Below are 19,741 nucleotides of genomic sequence, written 5' to 3' on the forward strand. Positions count from 1 at the left end.
CGCAGCGCTACTCAAGCAGCAGGCTGACACCCTCGAAAGAGCTGTGCGCGGCGGTGACCCAGCCGGCGATCTCCAGGCTCTCCAGCCTGTCGGCCTTCGCCACACGCGGCCCCAGGGCCAGCAGCAGGGCGGCGGTCAGCGCCATGGCGACGGCGAGACGAAGACTCAGCATGTCCGTGGATCCTGCCCGGTTGCGCGATACGACGGCGCAGTTTGGACGCGCGCCCGCCGAAGCGGCTTTGACTTAGCTCATTCTAAAGATGCAAAGCCCTGTGCGTCGGCAGCCGGCAATTGTCTGAACGCCGGGAACTGCGGGAACTACGACAGGTCCATGCCCGGAATGCCGCCCTCGGCCATGGTCTTGCGGCAGTGCGCGGCGAAGGCGGTCGAGAGGCGCGAGGGCTGCAGACTTTCGGCCCGGGCCAGACCGAGACGCAGCGGCGGAGGGTCGCCGGCCAGGGCCAGCCGCACCAGCGGACGGCCATCCGGCGCGGCGCCGAGGCGGGGCCGGGCGTTGGCAAGGCTGTAGCCGAAACCGTTGGCGACCAGGCCGCGCACCACCTCCTGCTGGGCCGAACGCTGGGCGATCTGCGGCTCCAGCCCCTCGCGCAGGAAGAGAGAAAGGAAGTATTCGCGGCTCAGCGGCAGGTCGAGCAGCACCAGCTTCTCTTCAGCCAACTCCGCCAGGCTCACCTCCGCCCGCCCCGCCAGGGGATGCGCCGCCGGCAGCAGCACGTGCGGCGGTAGGGCCGCCAGGGGCGTGAAGACCAGGTCGTCCGGAATCTGCAGATCGTAGGTCAAGGCCAGATCCAGTTCGACCCGCCGCAGGGCCGCGACCAGACGCTCCTGATCCGCCTCGAACAGCGCGATCTCGGCGGCGGGCGCTTCTCCGGCGAAGCTCTGGATCAGCTCCGGCAGGATCATCGGCGCCAGGGTGACGAAGCAGCCGAGGGCCAGACGACCGCCCAACTGCTCCTTCAGTTCGGCGGCGACGCCGTGCAGCCCCTCGGCCCGGTCCAGCAGCAGCCGCGTCTCGTGCAGCAGGCGCCGACCGGCCGGCGTCAGCGACAGGCCCTGGGCATGGTGCCGCACGAAGAGCTGCAGCCCTAGTTCGCGCTCCAGGTGGGCGATGGCCGCCGAGATCGAGGGTTGGGAGATGGATACGGCCTCAGCCGCGCCGCGAATGCTGCCGGCCTCGCCGGCGGCGACGAAGTACTCCAGTTGGCGGAAGGTGAAGCGCATCGCGCGGCGGCCGCTCAGCCTTCGCCCGGCACGCCGTAGCCCGGCGCCGCCGCAGGGTCCAGCGCGCGCGTCACGTAATCCTCCAACTGCGGCTCGTAGCGCCGCCAAAGCGAAGCCAGCGCGGCGATAGGCGCCTCCTCCTGCCAGTCGATCCGCAGGTCGGCGACCGGCCAGGGCACGTCGCGCACCAGCAGCAGGCCGGCGGAGTGCACCGGCCCGGCCTCTCCGCCCGCCTCCAGCCCGGCCTGCAGGGCGGCGATCAGCCGGTCGCCCAACGGATCGCGCGCGGCCTTGGCGAAGGCCTGGAGCATGGCCTCGGGCACCTCGGCATTGGCCAGCAGGTTGCCGGCGCAGACGGCGCCCGCGCTCTCCGCGACAGCATGGAGGCCTAGGGTCTCAGCGCCGGACCAGTGGGCCGTGCCGCCCTTGGCGTCCACCAGCGTGAGCTGGCGATGCGCCATGCCCGGACTGGAGGCGACGAGCGCGTCTCGGGCCTGCCGCGCCGAGGCGCCGAGCGCCATCAGCTCCAGCCCGCGCGGCCCGAGACGCGGGTCGGTGACGTTCTGACTGGCGACGGCCCCGACGCCGGCACGGGCATGGGCGCAGCGCGCCGCGACGGCGGGCGAGGACGAGCTGACCGCCAGACCGAGCTGGCCCGTCGCCGAACAGCGCGCGGCAATCGAGAAGGTCACGGCGTCTCCGCCGGTGCGCCGTCCCCGCTGCCCTCCGGGATAACGGCGGTCACGTCGATCTCGACCAGCCACTCGGGCCGCGCCAGGGCCTGCACCACCAGACCGGTGGAGACGGGATAGACGCCGCGCAGCCAACTGCCGACCACCTGGTAGACCGGCTCGCGATAGCGCGGGTCGGTCAGATAGATGACGATCTTGCAGACATGGCTCAGGTCGCTGCCGGCCTCGCGCAGAAGCTGGGCGATGTTGGCCATGGCCTGCTCCGCCTGCCCGGCCGGATCGCCGACCGCGACCGAAGTGCTGTCCTCCAGCCCCTGGCCGACCTGGCCGCGCAGAAACAGCGTCGTGCCGCGTGCCGCGACCAGCTGGCTGAGATCGTTGTCGAGCTTCTGATCCGGGTAGGTGTCGCGCGTGTTGAAGGGGCGCAGGCGGCGGTGGGCCGGGGCCGCCTGTCCGCCCTCCAGCCGGGCCGGGGTGCCGTAGGCCCGGTCGGCGTAGAGCAGCGCTCGTCCGGGTGCCTCGCCCGCCGCCTCGCCGGGCGCCGGCGCCACGGCCTGGACCGCGCCAAAGAAGACGTGATGGGTCCCGACCGCCTGTTCCTGCAGCAATCGGCAGTCGAAGGCGACCAGACGGTCCTCGGCCAGCGGCGCACCGGTCGCGAGCGTCGTCCAGAGCGCACAGGAGAACTTGTCGCCGTCGACCGTCTTGATCCGTCCCGCGAAGACGTCGGAGACGCCGGCCTGCTCGTCCCGCAGTAGGTTGACGCAGAAGACGCCGTTGGTCCGGATCGCGGCGGCGGCCGGGCTGTCGCGATGGACGCAGACCAGCAGCACTGGCTGCGGTCCGTCGGCCGAGACCGAGGACATGGCGGAGACCGTCACGCCGGCCCGGCCGCCGGGCCCGTCGGTGGTGACAACGCTGACCGTCGTGGCGACCCGGCTCATGCCCTCCAGGAAGCGGCGCCGCAGATCCGGATCGGCCTCCTTGGCCTCGGCTTGGTTCTGTTCGGGCAGTCCCATGTCCCCTTGCCTGTCCATCTTTCGCTCCGATCGGCCCTTCGCTCCGATCGCATCGGCCCACCTGGCTACTTACTCGGCGGCGCTCTGCGTTCCAGGGACTTTCTTGGCACCCAGAACGCGGTCGGACAAGCCAGCGGAGTCCTTGGCGAAGGCCAGGGGGCCGTCCCAGTCGAAGCTGCGATAGACCGCCGCCAGGTGATTGAAGGGCGGCGACTGGGCGAACAGCTGGAAGGTCAGCCGGTGTCCGGCGTAGTCGGAGTTCAGCAGATCCCGGGCAAAGGCCAGCAGCTTGCGCCGGTCCTCTGCCACCCAGTCCTCGTTGACGCTATAGAACTTCTCCAGCCAGGGCTTGGTCGCCGGGTTGTCGAAGTCGGCCTTGTTCGGCGTCACGCAAACCTGCCCGCCGCAGAGCTCGCGGGCGACATGCATCATTTCGTGCAGCTGGGAACAGGCCAGCACGCGACCGCTGTAGAGCAGCGACTGATTGGGCATCAGCAGGCCAGCCGGGCTCGGTTCGGCCAGCGCGATGGCCGCCGTCAGGTGGGCATTGATGCCCTCCCGGTAGACCGCGAGCTGGGACAGCTTCTCCTGCACTGCCTGTTGCTTGTCCAGGCCGGTCTGGCGCGCGTTGAACAGCGCCGCGCCGATCATCAGATCGGCCAAGCGCAGGTTGCGCTGCACGAAGGCGAAGGCCGAGTAGCGGTGCAGGGTGGCCCGGATGAAGGTCGCCGCCTTGGTATGCCGGTAGAACAGCACGTTCTCCCAGGGGATCAGCACATCATCGAAGACGACCAGCGTGTCGACCTCGTCGAAACGGTTGGCCAGGGGATAGTCCTCGGGCGCGGCGCGGCCGGCGAAGCCCTCGCGGCAGATGAACTTGAGGCCGGGCGAACCCAGGTCGCAAACGAAGCCGACGGCGTAGTCCGACAGGGCCGCGTCGCCCCAGTTGGCGATGGTCGGCTTGGTGAAGGCCTGGTTGGCGTAGGCCGCCGCCGTCTCGTACTTGGCGCCGCGCACCACGATGCCGGCGTCGGTTTCGCGCACCGCATGCAGCAGCATGTCCGGGTCCTGGTCCTGCGGCCGTTTGGACCGGTCGCCCTTGGGATCGGTGTTGGCGGAGACGTGGAAAGGATCGCCCTTGATCACCTGCTCCACGTGCCTGCGGATGTTGGCAGAGAACTGCGGATCGACCTCGTTCAGCACCTCCTGCCCGTCGTAGAGGCTCCAGACCTCGCCCACCGTCTCGTCGCCGACGCGGGTGACGATGCCGCCCACGGTCTCCAGCACCCGGTCGGTGGCGCGGCGCTTGTCCCACCAGTCCTGCTGGGTGACGGGCAGCTTGTTGCCGACGGCGTGGCGCTCGCCTCCTGCCTCCTCCGCATAGGTCATGACCTCGCGGGTCTCCGGCGCGTGGGCCATGTCGTAGATCCGCGCGCGGATCTCGACCAGCGGCTTGAACATGGGATGGCTGGGAACGTCCCGCACCCGCTCGCCGCCGATATAGACCTCGCGGCCATCGCGGATCGAGTCGATGTACTGCGCGCCGGTGCGGATCATGCAGGTCTCCCGAAGGCCGAAGTCGGTGCAGGTGCCAGAGGCGACCGGGCCGCCCCTGTGACCAGGCGAGTGCGACTTAATCGCCAAGGCTCTCGCAGTGTGACTCCGGCGCAGCCTTCGGCAAAATATATCTTTTCATAACATTGGATCGGAAAATCCGAAGCTTAGGACCGTCATTGCGTGAGAGAGGCGATGCCGTTCACGAAGCGTGGCCGGCGCCGGGACGCCGTTCGCGGTCTTCTGCATCGCCTTCACGCAGGAACGCTTGCAGGGGATCGGAGCCGTCGCGATAGAGCGCAGGCTTCCCCCTTCCCCACCTTTGGTTCCAGCCCCGATGCACGGCACTCCCCGAACGGACAGCGCGCGCCACAGCGCCGATAGCCTTCTTGCCATCGAGGCGCGCGGCCTCAGCAAGCGCTTCGGCAGTTTGCAGGCGCTGCGGGATTTCTCCCTGGTCTTGCGGCCCGGCGAGGCGCTGGGACTGATCGGAACCAACGGGGCCGGCAAGTCGACCGCGCTGAAACTGCTGCAGGGACTGCGCCGCCCGGACGCCGGCAGCGGCCGCATCTTCGGGCAGCCCATCGGCAGCCAGGGCGCCAAGCGGCTGGTGGGCATCACGCCCCAGAACGCAGACTTTCCGGAGCAGATCGCGCCGCGCGAGCTGCTGTCCTATGCAGCCGCGCACTTTCCCAAACCGAAGCCGATGACCGAGCTGATCGAGGCCTTCGGGTTGCAGCGGCTGATCGACCGCCGCATGGGCGGCTTCTCGGGTGGGGAGAAACGCCGCGTGGCGCTGGCCCTGGCCTTCGTCGGCAATCCCGCCCTGGTGTTTCTGGACGAACCGACCTCGGGCCTGGACACCGGCGGACAGGATCTCTTCCGGGCCTACGCGCGGGCCTATGCCGAGGCCGGCGGCAGCCTTCTGCTCACCTCCCATCACTGGGACGAGATCGAGCAGGTCTGCGACCGGATCGCGATGATCGACCGGGGCCGCCTGATCCTGGAGGGCACGCTGCGGGAGATCCGCAGCCGGGCCGGGCGCTGCCGCGTCAGCTTCTCGCTGGCCGAAGAGGTCGACCCGCCCGCCTGGCTGTTGCGCGATTTCCTGCTGCAGGATGGGCGCTGGCAAAGGGTCACCGCCGACAGCGACGCCCTGATCCGCCTCCTGCTGCGGGAGCTGCCCGAGCTGCGAGACCTGCAGGCAACGCCCCTGGACCTTAAGGACACGGTGGCCGAATTGCGGAAAGAGACGCAGCCATGATCGGGAGAACGCTCGCTCTGCTCCAAACCAACCTGCTTCTTGCCAACTTGGTCCTGACCTTTCGCGGCCTGTTCCGCCTGCCGGGCTTCTGGGTCCCGACGATCCTCTTCCCCGCCATGCTCTACGCCTTCTTCGGCGCCCAGACCGCCGGCGAAGGTGCACAGGCCGTCTACGCGGCCGCTTCTTTCGCGGTCTATGCCGTGCTGGGCGTCGCCTTCTTCCAGTTCGGCGTCGGTATTGCCGAGGACCGGCAGAGCGCCTTCGCCGTCTGGCAGCGCAGCCTGCCGGGCGGACCCGCGCCGCTGTGGATCGCCCGCCTCTGCGCGGCTCTGGTCTTCTCGACGGCGGCGGTCTTGTTGGTGCTGGCGACGGCCTACCTCGTGGCCGGCCTGAGCCTCGATCCTGAGACGCAGCTCCGCCTGCTCGCGGTCTGTCTACTACTGGCCGTGCCTGCGACTTTCATGGGCACCGCCCTGGGCTATCTCACCTCGGGTCATTCGGCGGTGGCCATCGCCAACCTGGTGTTTCTGCCCCAGGCCTATCTCGGCGGTCTCTGGGTGCCGCCGCAGTCCCTGCCGGCAGAGATCGAGACCCTCTCCCACTGGACACCCACCCGCCACATGGGCGAGGTCGCCTGGGCCGTGGTCGGCGCCCACCCGATCCCGACCGCCAGCCTGTTCGCGCTCGCGGCCTTCACCGCCGGCTTCATCGCCCTCACCTGGATCGCCTACCACCGCGACCGGCGTTCGCGCTTCTCGTGACGGCTTCGGCGCCCGTCACCGCTCCAAGCCCTTCAGGATCAGCTCGATGCCGGCGGCCGAGCGTTCGAAGCGGGCCTCTGCGTCCTCGCCGGCGGCGATCCAGAGGGCTGCGTCCACCAGCGCGCCGTTGAGCAGCCGAGCGACGACCTCCGCGTCGCAGTCGGCGATGCGGCCGGCACGCATCAGATCCTCCAGAGCCTCGGTCAAGGGGCCGATGGAACCGGCCTCGTCGATCTCCCGCAGGCGCTGACCCAGCACGGCCGGCGCGTCCCGCAGCAGGATCCGCTGAATTTCGGGCTCCAGCGCCATGCGGAGATAGCCGACGCTGCAGGCCCGGAAGCTCTCCCAAGGATCCTCGATGGCGTACCACTGCGCCTCCAGGCGTTCCTCCATCTCCGCGTCGATCTCGCGAACCACCGCCTCCAGCAAGCCGGCCTTGCCGCCGAAATGGTGATAGAGCGCGCCGCGCGTCAGCCCGACCTCCGCGCAAAGCTCGTCCATGGAGGTGTCGGCATACCCCCTGGTTCCGAAGGAGCGGCGCGCGGCCGAGACGAGCTTCCCCGTCGTCTCGGCGATCATCTCCGCATGGGTGCGCGCTTTCCCGGCCTGGCTCATCCGGTCGACTCCCTTCTGACACACTGCCCCGACATACTGTCCTCTCAGTCCATGGCCGCTTGACTCTATTGACATACGCGGGGTACGCAACGTTGAGAAAATACATACGTAGCGTATCTCAATAATCCAGCGCGACGGAGGCCGATATGGCGGCCGATATGGCGGCCGATATGGCGACCGCCCATCCGCCAGGTAGCAGTTCGAAAGGCACCTACCTGATCGTCGGCGCCAGCAGGGGCCTGGGCGCGGCCGTCGCCGCGCATCTGGCGCCGCGCGTCGACAGGCTCTTTACCGCCTCCCGCACCCCCGCCGCCCAGGGCACCTGGATCCAGGCCGACGTCGCAACGGACGAGGGCCTCGACGCCCTTCAGGCCGCCCTCGGCGAAGACCCGCTGGATGGGCTGCTCTTTCTCGGCGGTACCTGGGAAAAGGGCGCCTTTACGAAGGACTACGACTTCGCGCGCAGCCCGCGCGCCGAAACCCGTGCCGTGATCGCGGTCAACCTGATCGCACCGATCCTCCTGACCCAAGGCCTGGCCGACAACCTGGCTCTAGCGCCCAATCCGCGCGTCGTCTTCATCGGTGCCCTCTCCGGGCTCGATAACGCGGCAACGGTCGAGGTGGCCAACACGGCCTCCAAGTTCGGCCTGCGCGGCGCGGCCCAGGCCCTGGCGCTCGCCCTGCGCCCCCGGGGGATCGGCGTGACGGTCGTCAATCCCGGCAACCTCGCGACCCCGGAGGTTCTGGAGGATATCGCCGGCGGTGCCTTCGGTGCGCAGGTCCCGATCCCGCTGGAGGATCTGCTTCGGACCCTCGACTATCTCTTGTCCCTTTCCGCCGACGCGGTTCCGCAAGATATCAACCTGATGCAGAAGCAGCCGGACAGCGCCTAGCGCCATGACGCTCGACACGGAAAGCGGTTCCACCCGACGGGCCGCCCCGCACCCCGGACTGATCGCGGCCAGCCTGCGCGAGACGCCCCAGGTGGTGGGCCTCGCCGTCCCCATCGTCGTGGGTCTGGCGGCGGCGACCCTGATCGGCGTGGTCGACACCGTCATGATCTCGCCGCTCGGAACCGAGGCGCTGGCGGCGGCGGCGCTCACCACCAGCGCGCTGGTGATCCTCTACTCCGCGCTCTACGGGCTGGTCTCGGTCATTGGGATCACCATGGCCCAGGCGCGCGGCGCCCAGGATCCCCAGGCCGTCTCCTCGGCGGTCCGCAACGGCGCCCTGCTCGGCCTGCTCGCCGGAGCGGTCGGCACGTGTCTGATGATCGCGATCTTCCCGCTGCTGCCCTATCTCGGCCAGCCGCAGCAGGTGCTGGCCGTGCTGTTCCCCTACTGGGTCACCATGGCCTTCGTGGTGATCCCCTTCTCCATTCTCTACGTCTTCAAGGGGCTGTTCGACGCAGTGGACCGTCCCTGGACCGGCGCCGCCTTCGCCCTGCTGGGCGTTCTCTTCAACATTCCCTTCAACTGGATCCTGATCCACGGCGCCTTCGGCTGGCCGGGGCTCGGTCTGCTCGGTGCCGGGCTCGCCAGCTTGCTGGCCGAAGGCGTGGCGCTGACCGCCGTCTGGCTCTATTGGCGCCGCGCCCGATCCATGGCGGCTTTCCGGCAGAAGGCGGCCCTCTCGATCAAGACGATGGCCGGGCAATTTCGCGAAGGCTGGCCGGTCGCCCTGGCCTATACCGGGGAAGGCGGCGCCTACGCGCTGGCCGGGCTGATGCTCGGTTGGTTCGGCGCCGCCGCCCTGGCCGCGAACCAGGTCGTCGGCTCCATCGCCACCGTCCTCTACATGCTGCCCCTCGGCATGGCGGCAGCAGTCGGCATCCGCATCGGCCAGGCGGTCGGCGCCGGCGAAGCGGAGCGCGTGCGCGCCATCGGGCTCGGCGCCTTCGGCGCGGTGGTCGGCTGGATGGCGGCCATCACCCTGCTATTGCTGATCCTGCGGACCGACATCTCGCGGGCCCTGTCGGATGATCCAGAGGTGATCGCCATCGCCTCCGCCATGTTCATCACCATGGCCCTGATGCAGGTGGTCGACGGCATCCAGTCGACCTCCGTGGGCGCCCTGCGCGGGCTGGTCGACAACCGCGTGCCGACCGTCATTTCCCTGATCGCCTACTGGCTGATCGCCCTGCCCGGCGCCTACCTCTTCGGCTTCTGGCTAGACCTCGGCCCCGCTGGCGTCTGGGTCGGCTACGGCCTCGGCCTCATGACGGCGGCCGTCGCCCTGCAGGTGCGCTTCTTCCGGCGGACGGCGGTGGAGGCCGTCGCAACCCTCTAGCGTCCAGTGTAGTGAGGGGCGCGTCGCGCGATCCAGGCCTCCAGACCTTCTTGGATATCGCAGGTCGCGGCCATGCGCGCGAACTGCTCCCGCTCGATCTCCAGCCCCTCCGCGATCGTCGTGTTGAGGCCCCGGGTCACGGCCGCGATGATCCGCGATGCGGCCAGGGGCGAGTGCCGGACGATCCGCTCCGCCAGTTCGAAAGCGGACGGCAGCAGGCGGTCGTGCGGCACGACCCAGTTGACCAGACCCATCTCGTAGGCGCGCTGGGGCGAGAAGCTGTCGCCGGTCAGCAACAGTTCCAGCGCTCGCTTGCGGCCGGCCAGCCGGGGCAGGCGCTGCGTCCCGCCGAAGGTCGGGGGAATGCCGATATTGATCTCCGGCTTCGCGAAGAGCGCCCTTTCGCTGGCGACGGCCAGGTGAACGGCCTCCGTAATCTCGCAGCCGCCGCCGAAGGCGATGCCGTTGACCGCCGCGATCACCGGTTTGGGAAAGGACTCCAGCCGGGCCGTCATGGTCTGACCGCGTCTGCAGAAGTCCCGGACGGCCGTCTCGACACCCGCCTTCACGCTCCCCGTGAACTCGTGAATGTCGCCGCCAGCCGAAAAGGCCCGCTCGCCCGCGCCGGTGATGACGACGGTCCGGACGGCTGGGTCGGCCTCGATGGTATCCAGCAAGGCCATCAGTCGGTCGTTGGTCGCGTAGTTCAGGGCATTCAGCTTCTCGGGCCGGTTCAGAGTCAGCAGCGCGACGGCGCCCCGGGTCTCGTAGATCACTAGGTCGGTCATGGGCCTCTCCTCTGCGTTTCGAAGACCCTAGGAGGCCGCTGGACTGGTGTATACTCACCGTCTAGTATACCTACCCATGAGCCGTGACAGCCGCCCTGCGAAAGAGCGCATTCTGGATGCCGCGAATCGCCTCTTCTACGGAGAGGGCATCCGGGCTGTCAGCGTGGATGCCATCGCCGCCAAGGCCGGGATCACCAAGAAGACGCTCTACTACCACTTCAAGAGCAAGGACGAGCTGATCGCCGCCTACCTGGCGTCCCGCGATCAACCGAACCTCGCCCTCTTCAAGACCTGGTTCGACGACTGCGACGGCGACCTCGCCGACAAGGTGGAAGCCATCTTCCGCAGTCTGGCGGAGGCCGCCCGGCACCCGAGATGGAAGGGCTGCGGATTTCTGCGAACCGCCGCCGAGCTTGCCAACATGCCGGGACACCCCGCCATGAAGGTCGGCGCGACGCACAAGAAGAAGTTCGAGGCTTGGCTGTCGGAGATCTTCACCCGCGAGGCCCTGGCCGATCCGGAAGAGTTGGCCCGGCACGTCGTCCTGCTGATGGACGGCGCCTTCTCGACGGTGCTCGTCCACCGCGACCCGGCCTACGTCGAGGCCGCCGGGCGTGCGGCGCGGGCTCTGGTTACCGAAGCTCCCCGGAGCAAATGCATCAAACACTGAAGACGCGGGATGGCCGGCTATCCCCGATCCAGGATCAGTTCGGCGAGGCCCCGCGCCCGGCTCGGGCTTCCGGCATCGGCGAAGATCTGTGCCTGGATCATCGCCCCGTCGATCAGAAGATGCAGGGACCGTGCGACCGCGGCCGGGTCGGACGCCCCAAGCCGTTCCGCCTCCCGCTCGAAGACCCCGACGATCCGCCGTTTATGATTTTGCGCGAGGCGACGCACGGGGGAGGAGGGGTCGTCGTACTCCTGCGCCGCCTTCAGGAAGATGCAGCCGGAAAAGCCGTTGGGACTGTCCAGTTCGGCGGCAACCCACCGCTCCACGGCGTCGAAGACGGCGAGGATGCGGGTTCTCGGGTCCGTCCCGCTCTTCTCCACGCTCTCCAGAATTCCGTCGAGCAGGCGGGTCGAACGGCGCTCCAGCGTCGCCGCGACAAGCGCGTCCTTGCTTTCGAAATTGTTGTAGAGAGTCATCGAAGCCACGCCCGCTTCCCGGGTGATCTGATTGATCCCGGTCGCGGCAAAGCCCTGTCGCGAGAAAAGCGCCTCGGCCGTATCCAGAACCTGATCTCTTTTGCTCGCGCGGCCCAAAGGCTCGACTCCCTCGCCCAGAACGCAGTCTGTCGGGCGGCCTGCGCCAAGACAAGTCGCCCGACCTCACCGCGATGTGAAGGGCTGCCTCACGGATCCTCGTGACTCGCACTTCAATATATAGAATGATCTACATAAATAAAATCCGGTTCGCAGGCTCGGCAGGTCAGCGATACCGCGCCCGTCAGAAGCCCGCAGAGAGGATCTCGCCTGTGAATCCGACGTTCGCCGACGGCAAAGCGCCGATCAAGCTCTACCGCAACGCCCTGTCGGGCCACTGCCATCGGGTCGAGCTGATGCTGGCCCTGCTCGACCTGCCCTACGAGCCGGTCGAGCTGGACATGGCCAAGGGCGCGCACAAGGCGCCCGACTACGTAAAGATCAATCCCTTCGGCCAAGTGCCGACCATCGACGACAACGGCACCCTGCTGTCGGACTCCAATGCGATCATCGTCTATCTGGCTCTCACGTACGGCGACGGCTACGACTGGCTGCCGTCCGACCCGCTGGAGGCGGCGGAGGTGCAGCGCTGGCTCTCCGTCGCCGCCGGAGAGATCGCCGGCGGTCCCTGCGTGGTACGGCTGGTGAAGCTGTTCGGGCTTCCCTTCGACTACGACGCCGCCCACCGCAAGACGCTCGATCTCTTCACCGTTCTGGAGCCGCTGCTCGCGTCTCGCGACTATCTGGCCGGCGAACGCATCACCCTGGCCGACGTGGCGGGCTACAGCTACATCGCCCACGTGCCCGAGGGCGGCATCAGCCTGCAACCCTATCCCGCAGTCCGCGCCTGGCTCGCCCGGATCGAGGCGCAGCCGCGCTTCGTCGGCATGGCGCGCTCTCCTCTGCCCGACAAGGCCCCGCCGGCATGACGCGACAGTCCCAAAACCGCCCGGCACGACGATGACGAAAGCCGACACACCCTTCCACCCCGGAGAGATCGCGGTGCAGACCCGCGCGGGCGTGGCGGAGGAAGTGGCAGCCATGGTCCGTAGCGGCTTCATCCGCGACCATATGCCAGACCAGCATCGGCTCTTCTTCGAACAGCTGCCTTTCGTCATCCTGGGGCTGCTGGATCGGGAGGGCAGGCCCTGGACCCTACCGGTTTGGGGCAAGCCCTCCTTCCTCCACTCGCCCGATCCCAAGAGCTTGAGATTCGAGACGGAGATTCCCTTTGCCGAGACCCTCGGTCTCGACCTCGCCAAGGGCGCAAAAGTCGGTCTTCTCGGCATCGAGCTGCACAGCCGCAGGCGCAACCGCATGAACGGCACGATCGCCGACAGCGATGCCGCCGGGCTGACGCTGCGCGTCGATCAGAGCTTCGGAAACTGCCCGCAGTACATTCAGAAGCGGACGCTCCTATTCGGCGACGGCCTGGGGACCGCCGCCGCAGAACGCTCGGCGAGGCTGTCGCCCGACGCCCGGACCTTGATCGAGGAGGCGGACACCTTCTTCATCGCCTCCCGCACAGCGGATTTGGGGGAGGATCCGCGCAGTGGGGTCGACGCCTCCCATCGTGGCGGCCGCCCGGGCTTCGTCCGCGCGAGCCGGGACGGCCTGCTGACCTTTCCCGACTTCGCCGGCAACCGCTTCTTCAACACGCTCGGCAACATCGAGGCCGACGGCCGTGTCGGCCTGTGTTTCCTGAACTGGACGACGGGCGACCTCCTGCTCGCGACCGGGCGCGCGACTGTCACTTGGGACACAACGCGCGTGACCGCCTTTCACGGCGCGCAACGCCTCGTGGATGTGCGGATCGAGGAGAGCCTCTTCGCGCGCCAGGTCTTCGCCGTCGAAGGCGCCCCGGCCGAACCCTGGCCGAACCTGACGGAGACGGGAACCTGGCGCGAGGCCGAGGTCGAGGCCCTGCGCGTCGAGGGCTACCGAACATTCCGCGTCGTGCGCAAACAGCCCGAAAGCCAAGTCATCACCTCCTTCTACCTCAAACCCGCCGACGGCGGCGCGGTCGAGCCCTACCTTGCCGGACAGTTCCTGCCCGTCCGACTCAAGGGCAACCTTCACCGGAGCTACACCCTCTCCCAAGCCCCGAACGGGCATGGCTATCGCCTGTCGATAAAACGGGAAGCTCGCGGCGAAGCCTCGCGCCACCTTCACGACGAGATCCAGGTCGGCGACCGGGTCGAGGTCGGAAAGCCGAGCGGCGATTTCACCCTCGACGCCGGCGGCGGCCCAGTGGTCTTCCTCTCGGCCGGTGTTGGCATCACGCCGATGATCGCGATGTTGGAGAGCCTGGCGCAAGCCGTCGAGACCGGGGCGCGGGCCCGGCCCGTCTGGTTCGTTCACGCGGCCCGGAACGGAGAAACGCAAGCCTTCCGGGGCTATCTCGACGAACTGCGCGCCGCCTACGACTGGCTCACCACCTACATCTTCTATTCCGCCCCCGGCGCACGGGACCGGCTCGGCGAAACCCACGATGCCGAAGGCCGCATCTCCCTCGAGACCTTGAAGGGGCGGCTGCCTATCGCGGAGAGTCACTTTTATCTCTGCGGTCCCGAAGGGTTCATGCGCAGCCTCCACGGCGCCCTCCGGGCTGCCGGCGTCGCGCGAAGCCGGATCCACCACGAGGTCTTCGGCGCCGGTAGCCTGGACGGTGCCGACAGTGGAGAGGAAGAGACGAGGTCGTCCGCGCCACCTCCGCCCGAACGGGCCACCGTCCGTTTCGAGAGCGCAGGCATCGCGCGGGACTGGACACCCGGGAGCGGCAGCCTCCTGGAGCTGGCCGAGACGGCAGACCTTTCCCCCAAGCACAACTGTCGCCGGGGGAACTGCGGAACCTGCGCGGTCAGGGTTCTGTCCGGTACCGTCGCCTACGAGCGAAAACCGGCCGTCACACCGCCGGTGGGATACGCGTTGATCTGCTGCGGACGACCGATGACCGACGACGACCTCGTCCTGGACCTCTGAAGACGAGCGCCCCACACGCGACCTCGGCAGACCGTTTCGTTCGGGAAGCTTGACCGCGCCACGACCGGTGTTTCATCTGTCGACAACGGCAGAGGCGCCCTCCCGGTCGCTCCGGCCGCTCGGTTTTAAAAGGAGACAGGACATGGAACGCTACACGGGCGGTTGCCTCTGCGGCGCCGTACGACTCGTGGCATCGGGCCGTCCCTATCGGGTCGGCCTCTGTCACTGCCTCGACTGCCGCAAGCACCATGGAGCGCTTTTCTACGCCGCGGCGGTATTCCCTGAGGATGCGGTGACGGTCACGGGAGAAACGCGCGACTATCAAGGGCGGTTCTTCTGTCCCCGCTGCGGCTCGTCCGTCTTCGCACGCAGCGGAGACGAAATCGAAGTGCATCTCGGCTGCCTGGATGCGCCCGACCAGATGATGCCGAGCTACGAAAGCTGGACCCTCCGCCGCGAGTCCTGGTTGCCGCCTTTCCCACTGGAGAAACGCTACGAGCGGGATCGCAACGCCGTCGATCGGTCCGAGAGCTAGCCGGCACCGAGGGGCGAAGGCGTCGTCTCGCGCGCGGGCCGAACGGCTACGTCAAGGAGGCGCGCCAGGCGGTCAGGAAAGCCGACGGCGTCATGCCCAGCAGGCTGCGGAACACGCGGGTCATGTGGGCCTGGTCTGCGAAGCCGGCCGCGCCGGCCGCCTGCGCGAGGCCCTCTCCGGCACGCAGGAGTCGGCAGACCCGTCTCACCCGCGCCTGACGCACATACTGCTGCGGCGTCGCGCCGAGGATCCGGCGAAAGCCGCGAAGCAGATGGCGTGGGCCGATACCGGCCTCCGCCGCGATCTGTTCGAGCCGCAGCGGCGTCCCCAGGTGCGCCTCGATGTAATCGACGGCGCGCGACACCGAACGGCCGCAACTTGCCGAGTTGCGGGGGGCTTCGCCGGTGCCTTGGCGCAGGCCCAGATCCATCAGGGCGATCAGCAACGCCTCCTCGGCTTCGGCCGCCGGACTGTCCGGGTCCAGCGCACGGGCGAAGAGCCCCTCGAGAGTGCGGTCGTCCACCACCGCCGCGCCGAAATCCGCACCCTGGGGCAACCCGGATTCCGCCAGCAAGGCCGCACTGGGATAGACCGCGCGGTAGCGCAGCCGTTCCCCGCGCACGGCGACCCCGCCGGTGTGCATGTCGCCGGGGTTGACGACCGACAGCCCGCCGCGCGCGACCCGATGCCAGTCCGGTCCCCGCGAGAAGCGCTTCTCCCCCTCCAGGATCAACCCGATCATCAGGGTGTCGTGGAAGTGAGGCGCGAAGCTGAAGCTGTGAAAATCGGCGTCGAACAGAGCCGTCCCGCCGAAGCCGGGCAGGACACAATAGCGGCTGCGGTCGCCTGCGCGCGGATCGCCCAGGACCGTCATCTCGCCAGGTGTCGGCCTGTCGCGGGACTTTGGCATGTCGGGGGACTTTGGCATGTCGGGGGCCGAATCTGAGGCCCCATGGCTGGTTGTCATGTCGTTTTCGTTCAAGACGCGGCAGACCCGGCCGCTTAAGGGCTTGGAGGGTACAAAGCTTGCCGGACGGCCACCATGCTCGATTTCGCGGTTCTGCCCTTCGCTCTCTTCTGCTTGATCGCGACGGGAACGCCGGGACCCAACAACATGATCAATCTGGCGCAGGGCGTGCGTCTGGGATTTTGGCGCGCTTTTCCTTTCGCGCTCGGAACCGGCCTCGGCATCGCCTCGCTGCTGATCGCCGTCTCGCTCGGGCTCGGCATCGCCTTTCGCGAGCTGCCGGGCCTGCAAGTCGTCATGAAGGCCGTGACGCTGCTGTTCCTAATTTACCTCGCCTGGATGATCGCGACCGCCGGCCCGCTCAAGACAGACGGAGACAGCCGTCGTATCGGCTTTCTTGGGGGCGTGGGCTTCCAGTGGATCAACCCGAAGACCTGGGCCGCGGCCATGACGATGGCCACAACCTATCTGCCGGCCGACCCCTCCCTCGCCACCGCCCTGTCCGCCGGTGCGATCTTCTGCGTCGTCGGCTGGACGACGCAGCCCGTCTGGATCGGCTTCGGTACCGCCTTGCGCGGTTTCCTGTCGGATCCGGCACGCGCCAGAGTCTTCAACGTCGTCATGGCCGCGCTGCTGCTCGCGGCGACGCTGCCGCTCCTGTTCGACTGAGCGCAGATAAGCCCCGAAACTGCGTCGGGAGAGGGTCGGCGAGGCCCTGCAGAGGTCACTCGTTCCGACGGCCCAGTTCCACCGACTGCCGGGTATGGCCCTTGCGCGAGGACGGCAGGATCCCGATCAGCAGACGCGCAACTTCGCCGTCATCGCCCACGTAAGGCAGGATCAGGCGCCGCCAGAAGAAGGCGGTAACGGTATGGGGAGGCTGGTGCCGGCTGTACCAGGCACAGCGGTCCAGCACGACCCGACGATAGAGAGACAGGAAGAACAGCGGAATTACGGCGCCGATCTGCATTCTGCCCGCGATGTCGGAGGTCAGACTGCCCGTCAGGTCGAAACCGACGTGGCTGGCGACCAGCGACCCATAAACGCGGTAGCGGAAGTCGCGCCCCTCGTCGAGCACATCCAGGACGATCAAATCGCCAAGCCAGGCGCGCAGCCTCAGCGGCTCTAGAAAACGGATGTGGGGAAGGTCGCCGTCGCGGGGCAGAGCGATCCAATGATCGTGCAGCGATTGAAGCCGAGGATGGTCGATCTGCTCGCGCAGCGGGTCGCCCTGAAGCTGCGGCGGAGGCAGATCCGCCTGCGCGAACCAGCTGTCCAACAAAGGGCTTTGCCCACTCGCCAGTTCCGCGGTCGCCGTCTCGGCCAGGACCGCCAGCTCTTCCGCATCGGGCAACGCACCGTCCGACCGCCTGACTCTCGCTGGCGGTTCAGGGTCCTCGGGCACGGTCATCGGCTCGCACTCTCCCGTCTCGCCGAGCGCCAAAAAACCATGACGACATCCGAGCGGAGGCGCAACAGCACACCAATGCTGACAAAAAAAGTCTTAAAAATCTCTTTTTAGTTGAGCCCGTCCAAAGGACTTCACGTGGCCGCCGCCGGCAGCCGGCCGTCGAAGGAGGCGCGCAACAGATCCCGCAGGTTCGCGTCGGTCAGAACGACAGGATTCGTTGGGGCCGTCGGGTCGGCCAGCGCCAGTTCGACGATGCGGTCGACCTGCTCCTCGCCGACGCCGAGGTCACCAAGGCGATGTTCGATGCCCAGGGCATCGCGCAGCCCCCCGATCCAGTCGCAGAAGCCGCCGAAGTCGGGCCGCTCCAGACCGATGTAGGCAGCCAACCGTTCGATCTTCGGCTCGATGGCCGTTTGGTTGAAGGCCAGGACGTAGGGCATGAAGACCGCGTTGGTCCGGCCGTGGTGGGTGCGGTAAAGCGAGCCGATGGGATGGCTGAGCGCGTGGATCGCGCCGAGCCCCTTCTGGAAGGCCGTCGCCCCCATGGAGGCGGCGATCAGCATCTGCCCGCGCGCCTCCAGGTCGGCGCCGTCCGCGTAGACGCGCGGCAAGGCATCCTTGATCAGCCGAATGCCCTCGACCGCGATGCCGTCGCCGAGCGGATGAAACAGGGGCGAGCAGTAGGCCTCCAGACAGTGCGCCAGAGCGTCGAAACCGGTCGCCGCGGTCAGGGCCGGCGGCAGGCCGGCGGTCAGGGCCGGGTCCTCGATCACCAGGCTCGGCAGCATCTGCGGATGGAAAATAACCTTCTTGGTGCCGTCCGCAGGTCCGCCGTCCGGCCCCTCGCCGACGTCCAAGGCGATCACGGCCGCCCGTCCGACCTCGGAGCCGGTGCCCGCCGTGGTCGGGATCGCCAGGATCGGCAGGATTCCGTCCGTGGTGGCGCGTTTCCAGTTGCTGCCGACATCCTCGAAATCGGCAAGCGGCCGTGTCTGGGGCCGCATGAAGGCGATGGTCTTGGCGCAGTCGAGCGCACTGCCGCCGCCCAGCGCGACGACACCGTCGCAATCCCCGGCCCGGCAGACTTCAAGACCCGCCTCCACGTTGGAGGCCAGCGGGTTCGGCGCGACCTCGGTGAACAGCATCACGTCGAGTCCCGCCTCGGTCAGCAGACCGAGCAGGGTCTCCGTCATGGGCAGGTCTTTCAGCCCGGGGTCGGTCACGAAGAGCGGCCGCTGGATACCCAGGCTTTCGCAGGACTTGGCGATGCCTTGGCTCTGCCCCACGCCGAAACGAATGGTGGTGGGATAGCTGAAGGTCGCCGTCGGCAGGGCGATGGCTGGGGCAGAGAGAGAAGCGCTGGCGGACATAAAGAACTCCGAAAGGCGGATGAAAAACCGGCTGCATTGAAACCAACGCAACCGTGCCGTTGCAACGGCCCGCAGAAGGCGGCTCGGGCCACGGGCGCAGCCTGCGACAACCTGACCGGGGCTTTTCAGTCGATTCCGAACTGCGGCCTGCAGAAATCCAAGAGCTTGCCTCCTATCTGCAAGCCGCTCGCATTTCAATCCGGGCGGGCTCAACGCCCTCCGCCCGGGCCGACCTGTCGATATCAGAGGATCACGCCCTTCATGTCTGCACGCCATATCCCGCTTTATGTCGGCGGCTTCATGCTGCTGCCCTACCTGATCTGGCTGGTGCTCTGGACCTTCGTCTTTCCCGGCCCGAAGCAGGGGATCGACTCGCCCTTGTCCCTCTCGATGTTCGCGGTCTCCGCGCCCCTGGTGATCTGGTTCTTCCTGTCGAATCTCGGCCAACTCTCGAATAGCATCGACGGACACAGCGAGTTCCATGTGCCCCGCACCAGCCTGGCGCGGCGCCTGCTGCCTGCGCTCGCCCCAGCCGCGCTCGCGATCGGTCTCGCCAGTCTGCCGATCCTGCTGCTGTTGGAGCAGAGCCCGGTCCTGGCCCCCCTACCCCTCGTCCTGTCTCTGCTGATCGCCTGGGCCATCCGGGCCGGCGAGGCCGCGCGCGAGGCTGACCACCGCTCCGCCTATCGGGACGATCGCCTGAGCGACGGCGCGGCGACCGATGTCACCCTGCCGGCGGCCACGGCGGCCAGGGTCGCGCTGAGACAGGTTGGCGGCCTGCTGCTGAGGGGGGTTCTGCTGATTCCAGGTATCGGCCACCTGCTGCGCGATGCCTTGCGCGGCGGCCCCAGCGCCTGGGGCTACCTGGGGCTCAACGTCGCGCTCGTCGCCGTCCTCTCGATCCTGATCTTCGGCCTGCCGGCCTTCATGACCGTACTTCTGGGCAGCGTCGTGATGGTCTTCGTGGCCTTGGTAGCCATCACGCTGGATTAGAGCGCGATCGTCTGAGGTGGAAGCGTTTAGCTTCTACCTCAGACGTGAATCGCCCT

21 protein-coding genes are annotated in these 19,741 nt (G+C 67.9%); 10 read left to right on the top strand and 11 right to left on the bottom strand.

Annotated elements, in window-relative coordinates:
• Positions 1-7: 7 nt before the first annotated feature.
• The 5 genes from ACO054_RS14045 to ACO054_RS14065 all read right to left on the bottom strand — a co-directional run bounded on the left by ACO054_RS14045 (position 8) and on the right by ACO054_RS14065 (position 4,510).
• Positions 8-172, bottom strand: a complete 165-nt coding sequence (locus tag ACO054_RS14045; RefSeq protein WP_421707211.1) for a hypothetical protein — start codon at positions 170-172, stop codon at positions 8-10.
• Positions 173-318: 146 nt separating this feature from the next.
• Positions 319-1,242 carry a LysR family transcriptional regulator gene (locus ACO054_RS14050; RefSeq protein ID WP_421707212.1) on the bottom strand — a complete coding sequence of 308 codons (924 nt, stop codon included), beginning with the start codon at positions 1,240-1,242 and terminating at the stop codon, positions 319-321.
• 14 nt (positions 1,243-1,256) lie between these two features.
• Positions 1,257-1,934, bottom strand: coding sequence for a DUF1028 domain-containing protein (locus tag ACO054_RS14055; protein WP_421707213.1), 678 nt, complete (start codon positions 1,932-1,934; stop codon positions 1,257-1,259).
• Positions 1,931-2,971: a flavin reductase gene (locus tag ACO054_RS14060; RefSeq protein ID WP_421707214.1), complete on the bottom strand. Its 1,041-nt coding sequence runs from the start codon at positions 2,969-2,971 to the stop codon at positions 1,931-1,933. Before ACO054_RS14060 ends, ACO054_RS14055 begins: the two co-directional genes overlap by 4 nt.
• A gap of 51 nt (positions 2,972-3,022) precedes the next feature.
• On the bottom strand, positions 3,023-4,510 hold the full coding sequence (locus tag ACO054_RS14065; RefSeq protein WP_421707215.1) for a 4-hydroxyphenylacetate 3-hydroxylase family protein: 1,488 nt from the start codon (positions 4,508-4,510) through the stop codon (positions 3,023-3,025).
• A gap of 208 nt (positions 4,511-4,718) precedes the next feature.
• Here ACO054_RS14065 and ACO054_RS14070 point away from each other — a divergent pair, with 208 nt between their 5' ends.
• Positions 4,719-5,771 (top strand): ABC transporter ATP-binding protein, encoded by a 1,053-nt coding sequence (locus ACO054_RS14070; RefSeq protein WP_421707216.1) that lies wholly within the window; start codon positions 4,719-4,721, stop codon positions 5,769-5,771.
• On the top strand, positions 5,768-6,532 hold the full coding sequence (locus ACO054_RS14075) for an ABC transporter permease (RefSeq protein ID WP_421707217.1): 765 nt from the start codon (positions 5,768-5,770) through the stop codon (positions 6,530-6,532). The genes ACO054_RS14070 and ACO054_RS14075 overlap by 4 nt, the downstream gene beginning before the upstream one ends.
• A 15-nt stretch (positions 6,533-6,547) precedes the next feature.
• On the opposite strand, the gene ACO054_RS14080 is transcribed toward ACO054_RS14075, so the two are convergent.
• Positions 6,548-7,147, bottom strand: coding sequence for a TetR/AcrR family transcriptional regulator (locus tag ACO054_RS14080; protein ID WP_421707218.1), 600 nt, complete (start codon positions 7,145-7,147; stop codon positions 6,548-6,550).
• Between the two features lie 146 nt (positions 7,148-7,293).
• On the opposite strand from ACO054_RS14080, the gene ACO054_RS14085 reads away from it, so the two are divergent.
• Both ACO054_RS14085 and ACO054_RS14090 read left to right on the top strand, forming a co-directional pair.
• Positions 7,294-8,040 carry an SDR family NAD(P)-dependent oxidoreductase gene (locus tag ACO054_RS14085; RefSeq protein WP_421707219.1) on the top strand — a complete coding sequence of 249 codons (747 nt, stop codon included), beginning with the start codon at positions 7,294-7,296 and terminating at the stop codon, positions 8,038-8,040.
• 4 nt (positions 8,041-8,044) lie between these two features.
• Entirely contained in the window at positions 8,045-9,436 is a 1,392-nt protein-coding gene (locus tag ACO054_RS14090) for an MATE family efflux transporter (RefSeq protein ID WP_421707220.1), read from the top strand.
• Here the strand turns inward: ACO054_RS14090 and ACO054_RS14095 are convergent.
• A complete protein-coding gene (locus ACO054_RS14095) occupies positions 9,433-10,224 on the bottom strand; it encodes a crotonase/enoyl-CoA hydratase family protein (RefSeq protein WP_421707221.1) in 792 nt (263 codons plus the stop codon). The genes ACO054_RS14090 and ACO054_RS14095 overlap by 4 nt on opposite strands.
• 76 nt (positions 10,225-10,300) lie before the next feature.
• Here ACO054_RS14095 and ACO054_RS14100 point away from each other — a divergent pair, with 76 nt between their 5' ends.
• The gene (locus ACO054_RS14100; RefSeq protein ID WP_421707222.1) at positions 10,301-10,894 is read left to right on the top strand and encodes a TetR/AcrR family transcriptional regulator; all 594 of its coding nucleotides are present in this window, start codon (positions 10,301-10,303) and stop codon (positions 10,892-10,894) included.
• A 17-nt stretch (positions 10,895-10,911) separates the two neighbouring features.
• Here ACO054_RS14100 and ACO054_RS14105 read toward each other — a convergent pair whose 3' ends face one another.
• Positions 10,912-11,487: a TetR/AcrR family transcriptional regulator gene (locus tag ACO054_RS14105; protein ID WP_421707223.1), complete on the bottom strand. Its 576-nt coding sequence runs from the start codon at positions 11,485-11,487 to the stop codon at positions 10,912-10,914.
• A 212-nt stretch (positions 11,488-11,699) separates the two neighbouring features.
• Between ACO054_RS14105 and ACO054_RS14110 the strand changes: the two genes are divergently transcribed.
• The 3 genes from ACO054_RS14110 (at position 11,700) to ACO054_RS14120 (ending at position 14,944) form a co-directional block, all read left to right on the top strand.
• On the top strand, positions 11,700-12,356 hold the full coding sequence (locus ACO054_RS14110; protein ID WP_421707224.1) for a glutathione S-transferase family protein: 657 nt from the start codon (positions 11,700-11,702) through the stop codon (positions 12,354-12,356).
• Between the two features lie 31 nt (positions 12,357-12,387).
• Entirely contained in the window at positions 12,388-14,409 is a 2,022-nt protein-coding gene (locus tag ACO054_RS14115; RefSeq protein WP_421707225.1) for a pyridoxamine 5'-phosphate oxidase family protein, read from the top strand.
• Positions 14,410-14,551: 142 nt separating this feature from the next.
• The gene (locus ACO054_RS14120; protein ID WP_421707226.1) at positions 14,552-14,944 is read left to right on the top strand and encodes a GFA family protein; all 393 of its coding nucleotides are present in this window, start codon (positions 14,552-14,554) and stop codon (positions 14,942-14,944) included.
• Between the two features lie 46 nt (positions 14,945-14,990).
• Here ACO054_RS14120 and ACO054_RS14125 read toward each other — a convergent pair whose 3' ends face one another.
• The gene (locus ACO054_RS14125; RefSeq protein WP_421707227.1) at positions 14,991-15,854 is read right to left on the bottom strand and encodes a helix-turn-helix domain-containing protein; all 864 of its coding nucleotides are present in this window, start codon (positions 15,852-15,854) and stop codon (positions 14,991-14,993) included.
• Between the two features lie 132 nt (positions 15,855-15,986).
• Here ACO054_RS14125 and ACO054_RS14130 point away from each other — a divergent pair, with 132 nt between their 5' ends.
• Positions 15,987-16,580 carry a LysE family translocator gene (locus tag ACO054_RS14130; protein WP_421707228.1) on the top strand — a complete coding sequence of 198 codons (594 nt, stop codon included), beginning with the start codon at positions 15,987-15,989 and terminating at the stop codon, positions 16,578-16,580.
• 55 nt (positions 16,581-16,635) lie between these two features.
• Here the strand turns inward: ACO054_RS14130 and ACO054_RS14135 are convergent, their stop codons facing one another.
• Positions 16,636-17,322 (bottom strand): hypothetical protein, encoded by a 687-nt coding sequence (locus ACO054_RS14135; protein WP_421707229.1) that lies wholly within the window; start codon positions 17,320-17,322, stop codon positions 16,636-16,638.
• Between the two features lie 131 nt (positions 17,323-17,453).
• Entirely contained in the window at positions 17,454-18,692 is a 1,239-nt protein-coding gene (locus tag ACO054_RS14140) for an iron-containing alcohol dehydrogenase (protein WP_421707230.1), read from the bottom strand.
• Positions 18,693-18,953: 261 nt separating this feature from the next.
• On the opposite strand from ACO054_RS14140, the gene ACO054_RS14145 reads away from it, so the two are divergent.
• Positions 18,954-19,685: a hypothetical protein gene (locus tag ACO054_RS14145; protein WP_421707231.1), complete on the top strand. Its 732-nt coding sequence runs from the start codon at positions 18,954-18,956 to the stop codon at positions 19,683-19,685.
• Positions 19,686-19,741: the final 56 nt, after the last annotated feature.

The sequence above is a fragment of the Algihabitans sp. genome, assembly GCF_965226985.1.
GTDB lineage: Bacteria > Pseudomonadota > Alphaproteobacteria > Kiloniellales > DSM-21159 > Algihabitans.